Source organism: Pseudomonas sp. URMO17WK12:I12 (genome assembly GCF_000514395.1).
GTDB classification, from domain to species: Bacteria; Pseudomonadota; Gammaproteobacteria; order Pseudomonadales; family Pseudomonadaceae; genus Aquipseudomonas; species Aquipseudomonas mucoides.
Window position 1 is genome coordinate 306,721 of record NZ_AZVV01000010.1, and the last position, 17,260, is coordinate 323,980.

A 17,260-nucleotide genomic window follows, 5' to 3' on the forward strand; every position below is an offset into this window, starting at 1 on the left:
ATGCTTTGTATCGCTTCCGACGAGGCGTTGGCACGGTCGATCGGGTTGCTTGTCGGAAATGCACATCAGGGATGGCTCCGAGCCGCCTCAGGTGTGCATCGAGTGTAAAATGCAGTCCTGTTAAAATGGCTCAAGCAGTTGGACCACCGATCTCTAGGTCAGGTGCATGCTCGAGCGGCGAGTCTGGAACTACACTGACCTTGCATGACGAAATCAAAACGACACCGTCTGACAAGCGAAAACCGTATCACGGTAAGCATCAATGACGGATAGCGTAAGTGATGCGCTATTGAGTTTAGGGAGATAAAGTTGAAAATATTAGTGACCGGTGGCGCTGGATTCATTGGCTCGGCAGTTGTCCGGCATATCATCGCAAACACCAAGGATTCGGTGGTCAATCTAGATAAGTTGACCTATGCCGGTAATCTGGAATCGCTGGGTGAAAGCGCTAAAAGTGACCGATATGCCTTTGAGCGTGTCGACATTTGCGACGCTGCTCAGTTGCAGCGTGTGTTTGATGAGCATCGACCTGATGCGGTTATGCACCTTGCCGCAGAGTCCCATGTTGACCGCTCGATCAGTGGTCCTTCGGATTTTATTCAGACTAATATCGTTGGCACCTATACCCTGCTGGAAGCGGTACGGCAGTATTGGAAAAGCCTGGACGTATCAGCGCAAGAAAACTTTCGTTTCCATCACATTTCCACCGACGAAGTTTACGGTGATCTTGATGGTCCTGAAGACCTTTTTACCGAACAGACTCCTTACCAGCCGAGCTCTCCTTATTCCGCGAGCAAGGCAAGCTCGGACCACCTGGTCAGAGCCTGGAGCAGAACTTACGGTCTCCCGACGATCGTGACCAATTGCTCAAACAACTACGGTCCATGCCATTTCCCTGAAAAGCTGATCCCGTTGGTTATCTTGAATGCGCTGGAAGGCAAGCCTTTGCCTATCTATGGCAAGGGTGATCAGGTTCGTGACTGGTTGTACGTAGAAGACCATGCCCGTGCACTTTATAAAGTAGTGACCGAAGGCGAAGTCAGCGAGACCTACAACATCGGTGGCCATAACGAGAAGAAAAACCTCGAAGTGGTCCATACCGTTTGCGCGCTGCTGGATGAGTTATGTCCAGAATCCCCACATCGCCCGCACGCCAAGCTAATCACCTACGTCCAGGATCGCCCAGGGCACGATCTGCGTTACGCCATTGATGCCGGGAAGATTCAGCGCGAACTGGGCTGGACTCCAGAAGAAACTTTTGAGTCGGGTATTCGCAAGACCGTCGAGTGGTACCTGAACAATCAGCCTTGGGTCGAGCACGTGAAGAGCGGCAGTTATCAGCAATGGATCGATCAAAACTATGCTGAGCGGCAAGCCTGACATGAAAGTTTTGCTTCTGGGTAAAAATGGACAGGTTGGCTGGGAGCTTCAACGTTCCCTCGCAACGTTAGGCAATGTCGTGGCTCTTGATCGCCACCTCGACAATGGCCTGTGCGGTGATCTTGCTGACCTTCAGGGTTTGCGGACAACCATTCAGCGCGTAGCTCCCGACATCATCGTCAATGCGGCAGCCTATACTGCCGTGGATAAGGCTGAGTCCGATAAAGACTTGACCTTGCAGATCAATACAACAGCAGTGCAGGTCATCGCCGAAGAAGCAAAAAAACTGGGCTGCTGGTTTGTGCACTTTTCCACGGATTACGTGTTCGATGGAACTGGCTCGGCGGCTTGGCAGGAAGATGATGCGGTATCTCCGGTCAACTACTATGGTATGACCAAGTTGATGGGGGAGCGAGCCATTGTCCAATCAGGCTGCAATTATCTTATATTTCGTACCTGCTGGGTGTACGGAGCGCGGGGCAGCAACTTCGCTAAAACGATGCTGCGACTCGCCACGGATCGAACTGAGCTCAACGTCATCGCAGATCAGGTCGGAGCGCCGACTGGCGCTGATTTGATAGCAGACGTTACCGCGGTGACACTTAGAAAGGCGCTGGCTGAGCCTACGGTTGCAGGTATTTATCACCTGGCGGCCGATGGGTTTACTTCATGGCATGAGTACGCAAGCTTGGTCATCGACTACGGCAAGGCGAGTGGCATGCCTTTACAAGCGCAGGCTGTTAATCCGATTCCAACGGCGCAATTTCCGACCCCCGCACGTCGGCCATTGAATTCCCGGCTTAATACCGAGAAACTGCGCAAGACTTTTTCCATCCACTTGCCAGATTGGCGCAGTGGTGTGACCCGGATGTTAAAGGAAGTGTTAGAGAAATGACGGTCATCAAACGCAAAGGCATCATTCTGGCAGGCGGTTCTGGTACGCGCCTGCACCCCTTGACGTTGGGCGTGTCGAAACAGATGCTTCCAATTTTCGACAAGCCAATGATTTTCTACCCGCTTTCCGTGCTGATGCTTGCCGGTATGCGGGAAATTCTGATTATTTCTACCCCGGAAGATTTGCCTTGCTTCAAAAAGCTGCTGGGCGATGGGAGTCAATACGGCATCGAATTGACTTACGCCGAACAGCCAAGCCCTGATGGCCTGGCACAGGCGTTTATTATTGGCGAAGAGTTCATAGGTGAAGACCCGTGCTGCCTGATTCTGGGCGACAATATTTTTTACGGTCAGCATTTCTCCGACAATCTGCGTTCTGCAATGTCTCAAACTTCCGGCGCCACCGTGTTCGGATATCACGTCTCTGATCCTGAGCGATTTGGAGTCGTCGAGTTTGACAGCACTGGCCGGGCACTCAGTATCGAGGAAAAGCCGGTGCGTCCTAAGTCGAACTACGCTGTGACCGGTTTGTATTTCTATGACAACCGTGTCGTTGAAATCGCAAAAAATATAAAACCCTCGCCGCGTGGCGAGCTAGAAATCACCGATGTAAACAAAGCTTATCTGGACGACAAGTCGTTGACCGTAGAAATGCTTGGTCGAGGCTTTGCCTGGCTGGACACCGGCACTCACGAGTCACTACTGGAGGCGAGTCACTTCGTACATACCATTGAGCACCGTCAAGGGCTCAAAGTGGCCTGTCTGGAAGAAATCGCATTTACCAGCGGTTGGATCAGCCCAGAGCAGCTTGGTGAGCAAGCTGAAAAACTGAAAAAAACTGGTTATGGGCAGTACCTGCGGAAGATTCTTACCGAGGCTTCTGGCGTATGAAACTGATTCAAACCTCAATCCCGGACGTGGTAATCATCGAACCTGCTATATATGGCGATGAACGCGGTTGGTTCATGGAAAGTTTTAATGAAGAAAAGTTTCATACTTCGCTGAAGGCTCTAGGTTTGGCCGTACCGCGTGCTTTCGTTCAGGATAATCACTCCTGTTCGGCAAAAGGCGTGCTTCGGGGTCTGCACTTCCAGCGGGCTCCTCATGCACAAGGTAAATTAGTCCGAGTCGTACGAGGTTCAGCGTTCGATGTCGCTGTAGATATTCGTCCGGATTCTGCAACCTATTTGCAATGGGTCGGCGTTGAGCTGAATGACACCAACAATCATATACTGTGGGTTCCAGAAGGCTTTGCTCACGGGTTTGTTGCGCTCGAAGATAATACACACTTCCTATACAAAACTACTGACTATTACAACAAAGCGTCTGAAGGCGCGCTGCACTGGAACGATCCTCAACTCAGTATCAAATGGCCCGGTTCTGACGACTACATCATTAGTGAAAAAGATGATCAAGCGCCTAAGGTCGATAGTTTGATGAGGTCGCAATAATGAGCTTGATAAATTTCCTGGATATTACGACGCTAGGTGACGAACGTGGCCATCTAATTGCGCTTGAAAATAACAGGGGCGTTCCGTTTACCATAAAGCGAGTTTACTATCTGACAGATACTCAGGCAGGCGTACCTCGCGGTTTTCATGCTCACAAAGAACTTGTCCAAGTCGCGGTCTGTGTTTCCGGGCGTTGTCTAATGAAAATGGATGACGGCTTGACTAAAGCAGAAGTATGGTTGGACGCTCCTGATAAAGCTATTGTTATTGATAAAATGGTTTGGCACGAAATGCATGAGTTTAGTGCTGATTGCGTGTTGCTGGTTCTAGCCAGCGATTTTTACGATGAACAGGATTACATCAGAAACTATGGCGCCTTTTTGGAGCTGACAAAGCATGCCTAAAATCCATGCACTCGCCGATGTCAAAAGCACGAGCATCGGAAAAAACACTCGAGTGTGGCAATTTGCAGTGGTTTTTGACGGTGCTGTTATTGGTGAAAATTGCAATATCTGTGCACATACATTGATCGAAAACAGCGTTACGGTCGGCAACAACGTTACGATCAAGTCGGGAGTCTTCCTTTGGGAAGGAACTGTCGTCGCCGATAACGTTTTTATTGGCCCAAACGCTACATTCACCAATGACGCTATGCCACGCTCCAAGGTTTACCCGGAAACGTTTTCCGGTATCACTATCAAGCAGGGAGCAAGCATTGGTGCGAATGCGACGATATTGCCAGGGGTGACCATTGGCGAAGAGGCAATGGTGGGTGCCGGGGCGGTCGTTGTTTCCGATGTTCCGGACCGGGCGGTTGTTGTGGGTAACCCAGCTAAAGTTATTAGGTATCTGAGCAAATGATAAGTTTCCTTGATTTGAAATCCATCAACCAAGCTTGCCGCGAAGAGCTGATTGAGGCGTGCACGCGCGTTATTGATTCTGGTTGGTATATCGGGGGAAGCGAACTTCAGCAGTTCGAGAGCAGTTATGCAGAGTATTGCGGAACCAAGCACTGCATTGGCGTTGCTAACGGACTGGACGCATTGGTGTTGGTAATTCGGGCCTGGAAGGAGCTCGGCTACCTGAGCGAAGGAGACGAAATCCTGGTTCCATCCAACACTTATATCGCCAGTATTCTTGCAATATCGGAGAATGGTCTGACGCCAGTTTTGGTAGAGCCCGATCTCGCTACCTTGAACATTTGTCCAATAAACGCTGAAAAGGCGATTACATCCAAAACGAAGGCTATCCTGCCTGTCCACCTCTATGGCCGCCTGGCGGACATGCCTGCGCTCATGGCACTCGCCGAGCGTCACGGCTTGCTGGTGCTCGAAGATTCCGCGCAGTCACATGGTGCCAGCATTGATGGAAAGAAGGCGGGTAATTGGGGGCATGCGTCAGGCTTTAGTTTTTACCCGGGCAAAAACTTGGGCGCACTTGGCGATGCGGGTGCTGTCACGACCAACGATGATCTATTAGCGGCAACTTTGCGCGCCTTGCGAAATTATGGTTCTCATGAAAAATACAAAAATCTTTATCTTGGTGTAAATAGCCGTTTAGATGAAATTCAAGCAGCTTGCTTGTCGGTTAAGCTCAAGTATCTAGATGAACAAACTTCTCATCGTAGACTGATAGCAAATCTTTACACCAACACAATAACTAACACGGTAATAAAGCTACCGGTAAATGCGTGTTTTTCTCCTTTACAGAATACCAGTCACGTTTGGCACGTGTATACTGTTCTCTGTGATGATAGAGAAGCGTTGCAACAGCACCTGCTCGAAAACGGTATTCAGACCCTGATTCACTATCCTATTCCGCCTCACTTTCAACCGGCTTATATTGATCTCGCTCATTATTCTTACCCTATTTCAGAGAAGATCCATAAGCAGATCTTGAGCCTGCCTATGGGACCCTCGCTCTCGTTAACTGATGCTGAGGCGGTCGCGCACGCCTGTAACACTTTTGTCGTTAGACAGATTCAATGACGCTTATTAAAACTAGCTTGCTAAATGGCATCGCTGTTGTGATAAAAATGCTAACGTTGCTGGGCATAAACAAGGTGCTAGCGGTTTACGTTGGACCTGTGGGTTATGCAGCGATAGGCCAGCTGCAGAATGCAATGCAACTTATTACAACGCTTGCTAGTGGCGCGGTAACCACCGGAGTAACAAAGTATACTGCTGAATATTATGATGACGAAAATAACCAGCGTGGTGTGTGGCAAGCAGCAACAATGATTATGTTGTGGTCTACTTTAGTCGTAAGTGTTGTGATGTTTTTTTTCAGTTCTTTAATATCGCAATTGTTGCTAAAAGATCTTCAGTACTCTGCGGTTGTAAAAACGTTTAGCGTCGCGCTGATTTTCTTTGTGGCCAATGGATTCCTATTAGCTGTGTTGAACGGAAAAAAAGAAGTTAAACTTTATGTTATAGCGAACATTTCTGGTAGTTTCATCTCATTGCTTTTCGTGACTTTTTTGACAATGGCGAATGGTTTGTTTGGAGCGCTCATTTCACTAGCGCTATATCAATCAGTTTCATTTATAGCGACGTTGAAAGTTTGTTGCAGCTCCGGCTGGTTTAAGTTTTCCAATTTTTTTGGGATTGTTGAAAAGAAGCATGTGTCGAACTTGTTGAAGTACGCTCTAATGGCGATAACTTCAGCAGTTTGTACGCCATTGAGTCATATATTAGTACGGGGTTACTTAACCGATAACTTCAGCGCGGAGGCTGCTGGGTACTGGGAAGCACTTTGGCGCATGAGTAGTTCTTATCTGTTACTGGTGACTACTACCTTAAGTCTCTATTATTTGCCTAAGCTTTCCGAGTTGAAACGATATGCTGATATTAAAGCGGAAATTATTAGTGGCTATAAAATCATTCTGCCGGTTGCAGCCCTGTGTGGGTTGGTTGTGTATTTGATGCGCGATATAGTCGTAGTTGTTTTATTTAGTCCTCAATTTTTACCTGCTCGTGAACTCTTCGGCTGGCAGCTGGTTGGTGATACTTTGAAAATCGGTAGCTGGCTTTTAGCTTACGTTATGGTAGGTAAGGCTATGTTTAAAACGTTCATTCTTACTGAAATAATTGCAGCTACAAGCTTTGTATTATTTACGGTTGTCTTCACTGGAAAATACGGGATCGAAGGCGTAGCGATCGCCCATGCTGTTACTTATCTCGTTTATTGGTTCATTGTATCCGTAGGGATATACTTTTATTTTAAAAATGGGCAAACGGGTTAGTATCATGTCGAAGTATCATCGTGTTGCGAAATTTTCATGAAAATCTTATTTCCCGTGTTGGCATTTTCCAGCGCTGGCGGCATGCGCGTTTTGTCGAAAATTGCTGATGAAATGATTGCGCAGGGACACGAAGTGGCATTTTTGGCACCTGTAGGATCTCAGGCGCCATACTTTCCTACTACTGCACCTATACTAAAATACCAAGCCTACTTTCAACGGTTGCCAATACTTCGTACCATTAGCAAGATTTTGGGTATGTATCTGGCCTTGATGAAGAATAGGAAAAGTTTTGACGTGATTGTGGCTAACTATAACGTTACCGCAATTCCGGTGGCGCTGGCAACGCTAGGCTCTAAAAAAGGTTATTACTACATACAAGCCTACGAGCCCGAATTTTATGATGAGTTAGAAACTATAGCTGCTCGTTTAAGTACTGTTATAGCCAAATTTTCTTATCGTTTGCCGCTGGTTCAAATTGTCAACGCTCCAATGTATCGAAACTATCATGAGATATCTACACAATATGTAGTCGAACCCGGTATCGATCTTGCGGTATTTAAATCCCGAGAGCAGCATCGGGAGGGTCAAGAGCTAATAATAGGATGCATCGGCCGAAAATCGAAGTGGAAAGGCACCATGGAAATTATCCATGCGGTTCAGGCTGTTAGAACTATCACGGGGCGAGACCTCAAATTGCGCGTAGCGTTTGAGCTGCCTGATGAGATTAATGTGTCAGATTGCGGTTTTGTTGAGTTTTGTGCTCCTCACGGAGACCAACTATTAGCTGAGTTTTATAGGGCATGCGATGTGTTTGTGGCGACAGGCTTAATCCAGGATGGTGCATTTCATTATCCTTGTATCGAATCCATGGCCAGTGGATGCTTGGTCATTTCAAATTACTCACCTGCAACCGCGGAGAACGCAATCTATCTCGCAGATGTTAATTCCGAGAAAATTACTGCTGCTTTAATTGAAGTGCTGAAAATGTCGTCCATTCAGCGTTATGATCTTGTTGAAAAGTCCAAGGCCGACGTTGAAAAACTTCGGTGGAGTGTAATTGCTTCTAAGATGATAGATATTTTCAAGGTGAACGGCTATGGTCGCTCTTAATACTGTACTGCGTTCGGGGCGGATCCTTGATAAGTAAATATAACTTCATGTGGATTTTAGTTTTGCTGGTGCTGGCTGTGTTAATAGCTTTTCGCCCCAGCGACTTGGCATCGGATTATACGGTGTACGAAGCAAATTTCCTTACGATAATCTCTGGCGGAGAAGTAAGTGTTGAACTTGGATATCGAGTCTTCTCCCTGCTAAGTGAGACACTAGGTTTTGGATTTGTCGGGCTGCTTTTCATATATGCTTTTATTACCTTGTATTACAAATTTCGCTTTCTTATTTCGTTGGATGAACTGACGGCGGCGAATACTTGTTTCTTCGTCATATTATACGGTATTGCATTTTTCCCTCTGTGGGAGTTGACACAAATAAGAAACGCTGCGGCTGTTGCAGTTTCTTGCGTAGCCATTGTCAATCATAAGGCACAGAAAAGTATCGTTCTTTTCTTATTTGCTGCCTTGTTGCACAATGTCGCAATTATCATATTTATTATGTGGGCGGTTTTCAGATATTTCTATACCCTTCGCTTTGTAGTGGTTTGCGCTGCAGCTGTTGTTTTGTATTTTATCATTGAATTCATGCCTTATTTTTCTACATATTCTTTGGATGTTTACCTTCAAGCATATAATCCTTTTTCCTTTAAAGTTCTTTTTATATTGGTAACATTTATTTTTGTCTATTTTCATAAGCAGCAGGTTGCTAAAAAAATAGGATTTTACGCGTTCGCATTTCTTGCTTTGTATTTAAGTATGGGGCAAATGCCTGCCGCCGCGGTGAGAATCGTTGACATTGCATTGTTTTTCTCTGTTGTTTCCTTAGCGTTAACTCAAGGGCAATTTACAGCGATTTACAAACTGCTGACAGTAGTGTCTTTGGGTTACGTGTACCTAAATCTCGCATTTTTTGCTGAGCCGCCATTATTAAACATTCAGTCGCTACTCAACTAACGAGTAGACAACTTTTATTTTAGAGGCTTTCATGAATAAAGTTGCCGCAATTGTTGTAGGGTTCAGGCCCGAAATGGAGATAATTGATCGCCTGTTATCATCCCTGGTTGATCAGGTTGATATTCTTATCCTTGTAGATAATGGAGGTAGTGAAACGTACCTCAATAAGGATTTTACAAAGAGAGAGAAGATAAAGTATATAGACCTTGGCAGCAATTTGGGGTTGGGCCGGGCGCTCAATGTTGGATTCGAATATGCTGTTAAAAATGGCGCTGACTATGTTGTTACGTTTGACCAGGACAGCAATGCGGCGCCAAACCTTATTGAAAGTTTAAGTCAAGCGATGAAACGCGCCGATGAGACTATTCCTAACTGCGCAGCAGTAAGCCCTGTATTTTTCGATCGTCGAGATGATGTTAAGCAGTATTTCCCTTTTTACACTTCGGAGAAGGGATACATTGAAGCGGTCTTTCCATCCGAAGAAAGGTCTGAGTTCGTAAAGGCAGACGTACTCATAACCTCGGGGATGCTGGTAAAAGCATCTGTATGGAAGGAGTCAGTAAAATACGATGAATCGTTCTTTGTTGACTACACCGATACGGAGTGGTGTTTCCGTGCCCGTAGTCTGGGTTATCAGATAGTAGGATGTTTAAGTGTCGAGATGGGGCACGCTCCTTCTGATGCGCCACCCGCTCGGGTTTTTGGATTAAGTTTTTTCAGATATTCTCCACTTCGTCGGTACTATTTCTTCAGAAATACGACCCGATTAATTAAACAGAACTATGTTGAGAGTTATTGGAAGCGCCGCCTGATCATCGGCCTTTTGCTACGTTACGTAGTTAATGTGTTTATAGATAACAAAAAATTGAAATCATTACGAATGATGAGTCTTGGTGTTTATCATGGTCTTGCCAATAAAGTTGGGCCCTACGTATCGGAGGTGAAGTAATGCGTGTTCTTATTACCGGAGGGATGGGTTTTATCGGTCTTAATTTGGCCAAAGAGCTATTAAGTAAAGCCACTAAGATAATTCTGATGGATAATCTTAGTGCACAAATTCATGGCGTGATCCCCAATCTCGACGATCCTATATTAAAAGATGATAAAGTTTCTTTGGTACGAGGGGATGTCACTAGCGTCGCAGACCTTGCTGCTGTAATAGGCGAGGTGGATGCAATTGTCCATCTGGCGGCTGAAACTGGTACCGGTCAATCAATGTATCAGATTGCCCACTACAATTATGTGAACTCTCAAGGTACTGCGCTTCTCTTGGACGCGCTCCAGAAGATACCCAACAGTGTAAAGAAATTTGTGCTTGCTTCGAGCCGTTCCGTTTATGGTGAGGGTGCCTTTAGCTGTGGAGCATGCAGCCCCGACGTCATTAGGTATCCGAATCCAAGGTCTCGAGAGTCACTGGCCGCGCATAAATGGGATTTCGAATGCCCTGATTGTAGCGGTGAAATGTTGGCCGTCGCGACGCCAGAAAGTGGAACCGTCAATCCAGCATCGATTTATGCCGCTACTAAGTTCGCTCAAGAAGAGTTAATTCGGATCGGTGCGCAGGCATTGGAAATTTCAAGTGTCATTTTGAGATTCCAGAATGTTTACGGCGAAGGGCAATCCCTCAATAACCCGTATACCGGGATTCTGTCTATCTTTTCGACGCGTATCAGGCAGGGTAAGTCTCTACCAATATTTGAGGATGGACTTGAAAGTCGGGATTTTGTGCATGTAAGCGATATCGCAGCGGCAATCTCGCTTTCGCTTTTTACCGAAACAGGGCCACATGATGTGTTCAATGTCGGCTTGGGTGCTCCGGTTTCAGTGATGGATATCGCCAGCAAACTAGTGTCGCTTCTCAACGGAACTGTAGCACCCCATGTTACTGCGGAATATCGTGTCGGTGATATACGTCACTGTTATGCCGACATGAGACATATACAGGCAGTGCTCGGATTTCAGCCAAAAGTCGGCATCGACGAGGGAATGAAGCGATTTGTGGACTGGGTGCTCACTCAAGATGTTCCTGTTGACAGACTTGATGAAGCGAGTGCGGAACTGCGCCGTATGAAGTTGATGTCCTGACATGATTACTTTATTGAAGAGTGATCTAGAGCGTTATTACAGTTTGGTTGGGAAGAGTGCGAATGTCTCAAAGTTTGGCGCGCTTAAGGCATTCTTCAATATTCGACTTATGCCGGTGGCGTTCATTCGACTAGCTTACTGGTGCGCCCATCACCACATGGGACCGATCTCCAAGATTGTTTGTTTGTTAAATCTTGTTGTTTTTGGATTGGAATACTCAGCAAAAGTGAAAATCGGCCCTGGCCTTTTTTTACCTCATACAGTAGGTACGGTTATTGGTGCCGCTTCAATTGGTGCAAATGCTACTATATTTCAGGGAGTAACTATTGGCGCCAAGGAGGCTGATATGAATTATTGCCCCGAGAGACGACCTACTATTCTGGACGATGTAATCATTGGCGCCGGCGCGAAAATTCTTGGCGGTATCACCATTGGGGAAGGATCCAAGATAGGTGCCAATGCAGTGGTTTTGAATGATGTGCCTGCGGGGCGCGTCGCCGTCGGCATTCCCGCAAGAATTATTTGATTTTTACGAGTAGGTAATTGAGTTGGAAAAGGGCTTGGCTGGAAAAAAAATACTTTACGTGGCACCTCGGTTTTTTGGCTATGAGTCCGAAATCGAGAGTGAGCTGACTCGTCAAGGTGCGGACGTATGCTTTCTTCTAGATAGGCCCTTTGACAGTCCGTTTCTCAAAGCGCTGACTAAAGTGTGGAGAGGTTCGGTAATTGGTACCGCTGATAAATATTACAGAGAAGGTGTCAGCAAGTTTTCAGGTGTTAAATTTGATTATGTATTTGTAGTAAATGGGCAAACTTTGTCCAAAGACACCCTCACGTCATGGAAAAAACTCTATCCTGCAGCTAAGTTTGTATTGTACATGTGGGATTCGTTTGGCAATAGAAAATGGGCTGTAGATAATCTTGCCTTTTTTGACTATGCTTTTACATTTGATGCGATAGATGCTAAAAAATACAACATCAACTTTAGGCCGTTGTTCTTTTCAAGCGGGTTTGAAAAGGAGCAACAAAAGGTTTTTTCTTACGATATAAGTTTTATTGGGACAGCACATACCGATAGGTATAGCGTTATTTCAAAAATAAATCAAAAATTACCTGTAGGCGCTAAAAAATTCTTGTATTTGTACCTGCAGGCAAAATGGGTATATTGGTTTTGCCGTCTTACGAATAGTGCTTTTCGTCATTCAAGTATTTCAGATTTCAAATTTGACCCAATTTCGAAGCCGGAAGTCCAACGGGTATTTGACCAATCTAAAGCTATACTCGATATCGAACATCCTAATCAAACTGGGCTGACGATGCGAACTCTTGAAACATTGGGGGCGAGGAAAAAGCTGATAACGACCAATTCTAATGTTAGAAATTATGATTTCTATAAAGAAAGCAATATTTGTATTGTAGATCGGCACAATCCTGTTGTTAATGATGGTTTTCTTGATTTGCCTTACGACGATGTACCGGAAACGATATTTCATCGCTACCGATTGGCCGGGTGGATGGAAGAAATAGTTAGAGTGGTAACCTCCAAATGAAAATATTGGTTACAGGGGCGGGTGGATTTATTGGGTCAGCTCTTTGCAAGGAGTTGTCCAGTCAGGGAATGCAGGTAACGGCGCTGTTAAGGAAGTGGCGTGATTTAGGGGTGGGGATCCAGGTTGTGTGCGGCGACTTGGCAGATTCTGCCTTGGTAGAAGAAGCTTTAAAGGGAATTGATGTAGTCGTTCATCTGGCAGGGCGAGCTCATCAGATGAAAGAAGTAGTTTCTGACCCTTTATTAGCTTTTCGAGAAGTAAACAGGGATTTAACAATCGCTTTGGCTGAACTATCCATGAAAGCCGGTGTTAAGCGGTTTGTTTTTATGAGTTCAATAGGTGTCAATGGTGCTGATACCACGGCCGAACCAATTACCGAAATGTCTGAAGCTAATCCTGTCAGGCAATATGCGGTGTCTAAATTTGAAGCTGAGCAAGCACTTTCTTCATTGCTGAAGGGCAAGATGGAATTTGTAATAATCAGACCTCCATTGGTTTATGCAGCTAATGCTCCTGGTAATTTTAAAAGGTTACTGCGGCTCGTAAAGCTTGGTGTGCCGCTACCTTTTGGTAAAGTAGCTGCTAGAAGAAGTATGATTTCTTTGGCTAATTTAGTCAGCTTTATCAAAGTGGCTATGGTCCACCCCAACGCTGCTGATCAGTTATTTTTAGTATCCGACGGTGTAGATGTATCTCTTCCGGAAGTTCTGGAAAGCCTCGCGCTAGGAATGCAACGTAAGTTGGTGCTAGTCCCGATCCCACTGGGTTTTTTGCGGTTCGGTTCGATTCTGCTTCGCAAAAAAATGCTTTATACGCAGCTATGTGGTTATTTTTTAATCGATTCCTCCAAGGCGCAGACGCTTCTAGGATGGAAAGCACCATTTGACGTGCGAAGCGAGCTTTCGTTGGCCGCAAAAGAGTTTATGATTGCCGGTGAGTCGGGCAACGTTTTATATTGATCGGCGGGTCATGATTCTGGTCGGGAGTTGGTGATGTTTTGGATGTTGATTTTGGTCTTTTTCTCGGCGCTTTTTGCCACATGGTTGCTGCGTAAGTATGCACTGGCTGCCAATCTTATAGACAAACCTAACTCGCGGAGTTCTCATACAATTCCGACTCCTAGAGGAGGCGGAGTCGCGATAGTTGTAACCTTTCTAATTGCGCTTCCGTTCTTTGGTTTTTTTGGACTGCTGTCTTGGGGGTGGGTGTGGTCGTTGCTCTTGCCCGGTTCGGGGATTGCGATATTGGGGTTTTTGGACGATCACGGTCATATCGCCGCTCGTTGGCGCTTGCTGGGGCACTTTGCAAGTGCAGTTGTCACGTTGTTTTTTTTACAGGGGCTGGCGCCGTTAAATATTTTTGGCAGAGTTATAGACTTTGGTGTTTTGGGAAATATCTTTGCCGTATTTTATCTTGTATGGTTGTTGAATCTTTATAATTTCATGGACGGTATCGATGGTCTTGCGAGTATTGAAGCCATTTCTGCCTGTTTGGGTATGTGTCTTATATATTGGGTTCTGGGATTGCCCGATTTAATATGGCCTGCAGCGATTCTTGCTATGTGCGTCTCTGGTTTTCTTTTTTGGAACTTTCCGCCGGCCAAAATATTCATGGGAGATGCCGGTAGTGGCTTTCTCGGTATCACGCTCGGTATATTATCTTTGCATTCCGCCTGGGTTGCACCTCAGCTATTTTGTGCCTGGGTAATAGTCCTAGGCGTATTCATCAATGACGCTACTTTTACGTTAATACGCCGATTGCTAAGAGGTGACAAAATTTATGAAGCACATCGCAGTCACGGTTATCAATATGCTTCTCGCCGGTACGGTAATCACCTCCCCGTGACAATGGCGGTTTTTGGAATTAATGTTCTCTGGTTACTACCGCTTGCATTTATGGTTGCCACGCTTCGGATAAGCGGGTTCGCTGGTGTGCTTATTGCCTACATACCGTTGCTTTTACTCGCCATTAAATTTAAATCTGGCGCCCTTGAGCATTCCGATTAAACTACGCTAGATGCGTTGGTCAGCCCCTAGGGGTTGCCGTGATTATGTATGATTGATGGCCTCACTCGGTAGGTGTGGGCATAAGAGAACGGTGAGCAGTGTATGGATAGCATCAGGGTTCGTCTCTTGGGATTGCCACGTCGACAAAAGCGATTGATTCAGGTCAGTACTGACGTGGTCTTGGTGTGGGTTGCGCTTTGGATGTCTTTCGTCGTGCGATTGGGAATCGACGAAATGATCAATCCCATTGAAAGGCATTTTTGGCTTTTTATGGCAGCTCCGCTCGTGTCGATTCCGCTGTTTATCCGATTTGGGATGTACCGCGCTGTGATGCGTTACTTCGGTAATGATGCGTTGATTGCTATCATCAAAGCTGTGAGCTTGTCGGCCCTTATTCTGGGCTTTGTCGTATATTGGTACAGTAACCATCAAACAGTCATACCGCGATCGATTGTGTTTAATTACTGGTGGCTGAGCCTGATCATGATCGGTGGCTTGCGTCTAGCCATGCGCCAATATTTTTTGGGCGATTGGTTCGCTGCGGCGCAGCATGTGCCGTTTACAAGCAGGGATAATGGATTGACGAAGGTCGCCATCTATGGCGCTGGTGCCGCCGGTAATCAGCTTGTCGCTGCACTTCGTATGGGGCGCGTAATGCGGCCGGTCGCATTTATTGACGATGACAGCAGTATTGCCGACAGAGTCATTTCCGGCTTGCACGTTTATAAGCCTAAACATATTCAGCAGATGATCGATGTCTCGGGTGCGCAGGAAATTCTCTTGGCCATTCCGTCATCAAATCGTGGTCGGCGAAGAGAAATTTTAAGTTTCCTTGAGGGATTCCCTTTACACGTTCGTAGTGTCCCAGGCTTTATGGATTTGGCAAGTGGGCGTGTCAAGGTCGATGATATTCAGGAAGTAGACATCGCTGACTTACTGGGCCGTGACGCGGTTCCAGCCCAAAGCGATTTGCTCGAGCGCTGTGTGAAAGGCAGGGCTGTAATGGTAACGGGAGCCGGAGGGTCCATCGGTTCCGAACTTTGCCGACAGATTCTCGCATTGCGTCCCACAACGCTTTTGTTGTTTGAACACAGTGAGTTCAACCTGTATTCGATATCGTCGGAATTGGAACAGCGTATCGCTCGTGAATCCCTGTCGGTGCGGCTTCTACCCATTCTGGGGTCAGTACGCAATCAGAGTAAGTTGCTGGATGTGATGAAGGCGTGGCGGGTTGACACCGTTTATCACGCCGCTGCTTATAAGCATGTTCCGATGGTTGAACACAATATCGCTGAAGGTGTTCTTAATAATGTCATTGGAACGCTTAATACTGCGCAAGCGGCGCTGACTGCCGGCGTTGCTAACTTTGTCCTGATTTCTACAGATAAAGCAGTGCGCCCTACCAACGTCATGGGTAGTACAAAGCGTCTTGCCGAAATGACGCTTCAGGCGCTCAGTCATGAATTAGCGCCTGTCCTTTTTGGCGACAATTCGAAAATTTCACGCGTCAATAAAACCCGTTTCACGATGGTCCGTTTTGGCAACGTTCTGGGCTCTTCGGGTTCTGTAATTCCGCTGTTTTATAAGCAAATAAAGTCCGGTGGGCCGTTGACCGTTACCCATCCCAAGATCACTCGTTACTTCATGACTATTCCTGAAGCAGCGCAATTGGTAATCCAAGCGGGTTCTATGGGGCAGGGCGGAGACGTGTTTGTTCTGGATATGGGCGAGCCGGTAAAAATTGCTGAGCTCGCCGAAAAAATGATTCACCTATCTGGTTTGAGTGTGCGTTCGGAACAAAACTTGCACGGTGACATTGCCATTGAGTTCACGGGACTTCGGCCAGGTGAAAAGCTTTACGAGGAATTACTGATCGGCGACAACGTAGCGGCCACACAGCATCCGATGATAATGACCGCCAATGAGGATCTTCTTCCCTGGGATGAGCTTAAGGGGAAGCTGGCAGAGTTGGTGAATGCGGTTGAAAACGATGACTACTCACGCATTCGCCAACTCCTACGCGAAACCGTCAGCGGCTACACCCCTGACGGCGATATCGTTGACTGGATCTACCTGCAACGCCGTCTCGAGCCCTGATTGTTTGTAAGCGCTCGATGAACCCCACATTCAAAGCACTTAGCTGATCCAGGATGCGGTGCTTCCGACTCCCTCAAGAGCCAGCCCGCCATGATGCGCCCGATGCAAACGTCGAAAAAGTCTATCTTTACACCAAACCCGTGGACTTTCGAAAATTCATTGATGGCCTGGCCGCGCCGGTCGAACTGGATATCAAAGTCGCGGTATTCGACTCTGTGCTTTTCGTCTTCCTCAACACGCCACGCAACTGCGTGAAGATTTTATATTGGGAACGCAATGGCTTCTGCCTTTGGCTCAAGCGCCTCGAATCCGAACGATTTAAAACATCGCCCGATGGCAACGATGAAGCGATCATCCTGACCGTTCAGGAATTGAACTGGCTACTTGATGGTTGCAACCGTCCTCATCAGGTTTTGACGTCTTGATACGTGGCCTGATTCGGCATAATCCAAGGCATGATTCATGCCCGAAAACCTCCCCGTGATCCTGA

At 46.6% G+C, this 17,260-nt stretch carries 18 protein-coding genes; all 18 read left to right on the top strand.

Annotated elements, in window-relative coordinates:
• Positions 1–309 precede the first annotated feature (309 nt).
• The 18 genes from rfbB (at position 310) to tnpB (ending at position 17,195) form a co-directional block, all read left to right on the top strand.
• On the top strand, positions 310–1,380 hold the full coding sequence (gene rfbB, locus D882_RS0115650) for a dTDP-glucose 4,6-dehydratase (RefSeq protein ID WP_027924117.1): 1,071 nt from the start codon (positions 310–312) through the stop codon (positions 1,378–1,380).
• 1 nt (position 1,381) lies between these two features.
• A complete protein-coding gene (rfbD, locus tag D882_RS0115655; RefSeq protein WP_027924118.1) occupies positions 1,382–2,275 on the top strand; it encodes a dTDP-4-dehydrorhamnose reductase in 894 nt (297 codons plus the stop codon).
• Positions 2,272–3,165 (top strand): glucose-1-phosphate thymidylyltransferase RfbA, encoded by an 894-nt coding sequence (rfbA, locus tag D882_RS0115660; RefSeq protein ID WP_027924119.1) that lies wholly within the window; start codon positions 2,272–2,274, stop codon positions 3,163–3,165. The genes rfbD and rfbA overlap by 4 nt, the downstream gene beginning before the upstream one ends.
• Positions 3,162–3,725 carry a dTDP-4-dehydrorhamnose 3,5-epimerase gene (rfbC, locus tag D882_RS0115665; protein WP_027924120.1) on the top strand — a complete coding sequence of 188 codons (564 nt, stop codon included), beginning with the start codon at positions 3,162–3,164 and terminating at the stop codon, positions 3,723–3,725. Before rfbA ends, rfbC begins: the two co-directional genes overlap by 4 nt.
• Entirely contained in the window at positions 3,725–4,129 is a 405-nt protein-coding gene (locus D882_RS0115670; RefSeq protein ID WP_027924121.1) for an FdtA/QdtA family cupin domain-containing protein, read from the top strand. Before rfbC ends, D882_RS0115670 begins: the two co-directional genes overlap by 1 nt.
• A complete protein-coding gene (locus D882_RS0115675) occupies positions 4,122–4,586 on the top strand; it encodes an acyltransferase (RefSeq protein WP_027924122.1) in 465 nt (154 codons plus the stop codon). Before D882_RS0115670 ends, D882_RS0115675 begins: the two co-directional genes overlap by 8 nt.
• A complete protein-coding gene (locus D882_RS0115680; RefSeq protein WP_027924123.1) occupies positions 4,583–5,713 on the top strand; it encodes a DegT/DnrJ/EryC1/StrS aminotransferase family protein in 1,131 nt (376 codons plus the stop codon). The genes D882_RS0115675 and D882_RS0115680 overlap by 4 nt, the downstream gene beginning before the upstream one ends.
• Positions 5,710–6,969: an O-antigen translocase gene (locus D882_RS0115685; protein WP_027924124.1), complete on the top strand. Its 1,260-nt coding sequence runs from the start codon at positions 5,710–5,712 to the stop codon at positions 6,967–6,969. Before D882_RS0115680 ends, D882_RS0115685 begins: the two co-directional genes overlap by 4 nt.
• A 36-nt stretch (positions 6,970–7,005) precedes the next feature.
• The gene (locus D882_RS0115690; protein WP_027924125.1) at positions 7,006–8,079 is read left to right on the top strand and encodes a glycosyltransferase family 4 protein; all 1,074 of its coding nucleotides are present in this window, start codon (positions 7,006–7,008) and stop codon (positions 8,077–8,079) included.
• Between the two features lie 47 nt (positions 8,080–8,126).
• Positions 8,127–9,032 (top strand): EpsG family protein, encoded by a 906-nt coding sequence (locus D882_RS0115695; protein ID WP_027924126.1) that lies wholly within the window; start codon positions 8,127–8,129, stop codon positions 9,030–9,032.
• A 31-nt stretch (positions 9,033–9,063) separates the two neighbouring features.
• Positions 9,064–9,981: a glycosyltransferase family 2 protein gene (locus tag D882_RS0115700; RefSeq protein ID WP_027924127.1), complete on the top strand. Its 918-nt coding sequence runs from the start codon at positions 9,064–9,066 to the stop codon at positions 9,979–9,981.
• Positions 9,981–11,117, top strand: coding sequence for an NAD-dependent epimerase/dehydratase family protein (locus tag D882_RS0115705; protein WP_027924128.1), 1,137 nt, complete (start codon positions 9,981–9,983; stop codon positions 11,115–11,117). The genes D882_RS0115700 and D882_RS0115705 overlap by 1 nt, the downstream gene beginning before the upstream one ends.
• Before the next feature lies 1 nt (position 11,118).
• Entirely contained in the window at positions 11,119–11,643 is a 525-nt protein-coding gene (locus D882_RS1000000133345) for a serine O-acetyltransferase (RefSeq protein WP_027924129.1), read from the top strand.
• 22 nt (positions 11,644–11,665) lie between these two features.
• Positions 11,666–12,667 carry a hypothetical protein gene (locus D882_RS0115715; protein WP_155953732.1) on the top strand — a complete coding sequence of 334 codons (1,002 nt, stop codon included), beginning with the start codon at positions 11,666–11,668 and terminating at the stop codon, positions 12,665–12,667.
• A complete protein-coding gene (locus D882_RS0115720) occupies positions 12,664–13,626 on the top strand; it encodes an NAD-dependent epimerase/dehydratase family protein (RefSeq protein ID WP_027924131.1) in 963 nt (320 codons plus the stop codon). The genes D882_RS0115715 and D882_RS0115720 overlap by 4 nt, the downstream gene beginning before the upstream one ends.
• A 27-nt stretch (positions 13,627–13,653) precedes the next feature.
• Complete coding sequence (locus D882_RS0115725) at positions 13,654–14,673, top strand: glycosyltransferase family 4 protein (RefSeq protein ID WP_027924132.1); 1,020 nt, start codon at positions 13,654–13,656, stop codon at positions 14,671–14,673.
• Positions 14,674–14,775: 102 nt separating this feature from the next.
• Positions 14,776–16,770: a nucleoside-diphosphate sugar epimerase/dehydratase gene (locus tag D882_RS0115730; protein WP_027924133.1), complete on the top strand. Its 1,995-nt coding sequence runs from the start codon at positions 14,776–14,778 to the stop codon at positions 16,768–16,770.
• Between the two features lie 53 nt (positions 16,771–16,823).
• Entirely contained in the window at positions 16,824–17,195 is a 372-nt protein-coding gene (tnpB, locus tag D882_RS01000000131165; protein ID WP_050590203.1) for an IS66 family insertion sequence element accessory protein TnpB, read from the top strand.
• The last annotated feature ends 65 nt before the right edge of the window (positions 17,196–17,260 follow it).

Bases quoted from the DNA above. Each gene is read 5' to 3' on its own strand.
- rfbD (WP_027924118.1), top strand. From the start codon at position 1,382: ATGAAAGTTTTGCTTCTGGGTAAAAATGGACAGGTTGGCTGGGAGCTT.
- rfbA (WP_027924119.1), top strand. From the start codon at position 2,272: ATGACGGTCATCAAACGCAAAGGCATCATTCTGGCAGGCGGTTCTGGT.
- rfbC (WP_027924120.1), top strand. From the start codon at position 3,162: ATGAAACTGATTCAAACCTCAATCCCGGACGTGGTAATCATCGAACCT.
- D882_RS0115670 (WP_027924121.1), top strand. From the start codon at position 3,725: ATGAGCTTGATAAATTTCCTGGATATTACGACGCTAGGTGACGAACGT.
- D882_RS0115675 (WP_027924122.1), top strand. From the start codon at position 4,122: ATGCCTAAAATCCATGCACTCGCCGATGTCAAAAGCACGAGCATCGGA.
- D882_RS0115680 (WP_027924123.1), top strand. From the start codon at position 4,583: ATGATAAGTTTCCTTGATTTGAAATCCATCAACCAAGCTTGCCGCGAA.
- D882_RS0115685 (WP_027924124.1), top strand. From the start codon at position 5,710: ATGACGCTTATTAAAACTAGCTTGCTAAATGGCATCGCTGTTGTGATA.
- D882_RS0115690 (WP_027924125.1), top strand. From the start codon at position 7,006: ATGAAAATCTTATTTCCCGTGTTGGCATTTTCCAGCGCTGGCGGCATG.
- D882_RS0115695 (WP_027924126.1), top strand. From the start codon at position 8,127: ATGTGGATTTTAGTTTTGCTGGTGCTGGCTGTGTTAATAGCTTTTCGC.
- D882_RS0115700 (WP_027924127.1), top strand. From the start codon at position 9,064: ATGAATAAAGTTGCCGCAATTGTTGTAGGGTTCAGGCCCGAAATGGAG.
- D882_RS0115705 (WP_027924128.1), top strand. From the start codon at position 9,981: ATGCGTGTTCTTATTACCGGAGGGATGGGTTTTATCGGTCTTAATTTG.
- D882_RS1000000133345 (WP_027924129.1), top strand. From the start codon at position 11,119: ATGATTACTTTATTGAAGAGTGATCTAGAGCGTTATTACAGTTTGGTT.
- D882_RS0115720 (WP_027924131.1), top strand. From the start codon at position 12,664: ATGAAAATATTGGTTACAGGGGCGGGTGGATTTATTGGGTCAGCTCTT.
- D882_RS0115730 (WP_027924133.1), top strand. From the start codon at position 14,776: ATGGATAGCATCAGGGTTCGTCTCTTGGGATTGCCACGTCGACAAAAG.
- tnpB (WP_050590203.1), top strand. From the start codon at position 16,824: ATGCGGTGCTTCCGACTCCCTCAAGAGCCAGCCCGCCATGATGCGCCC.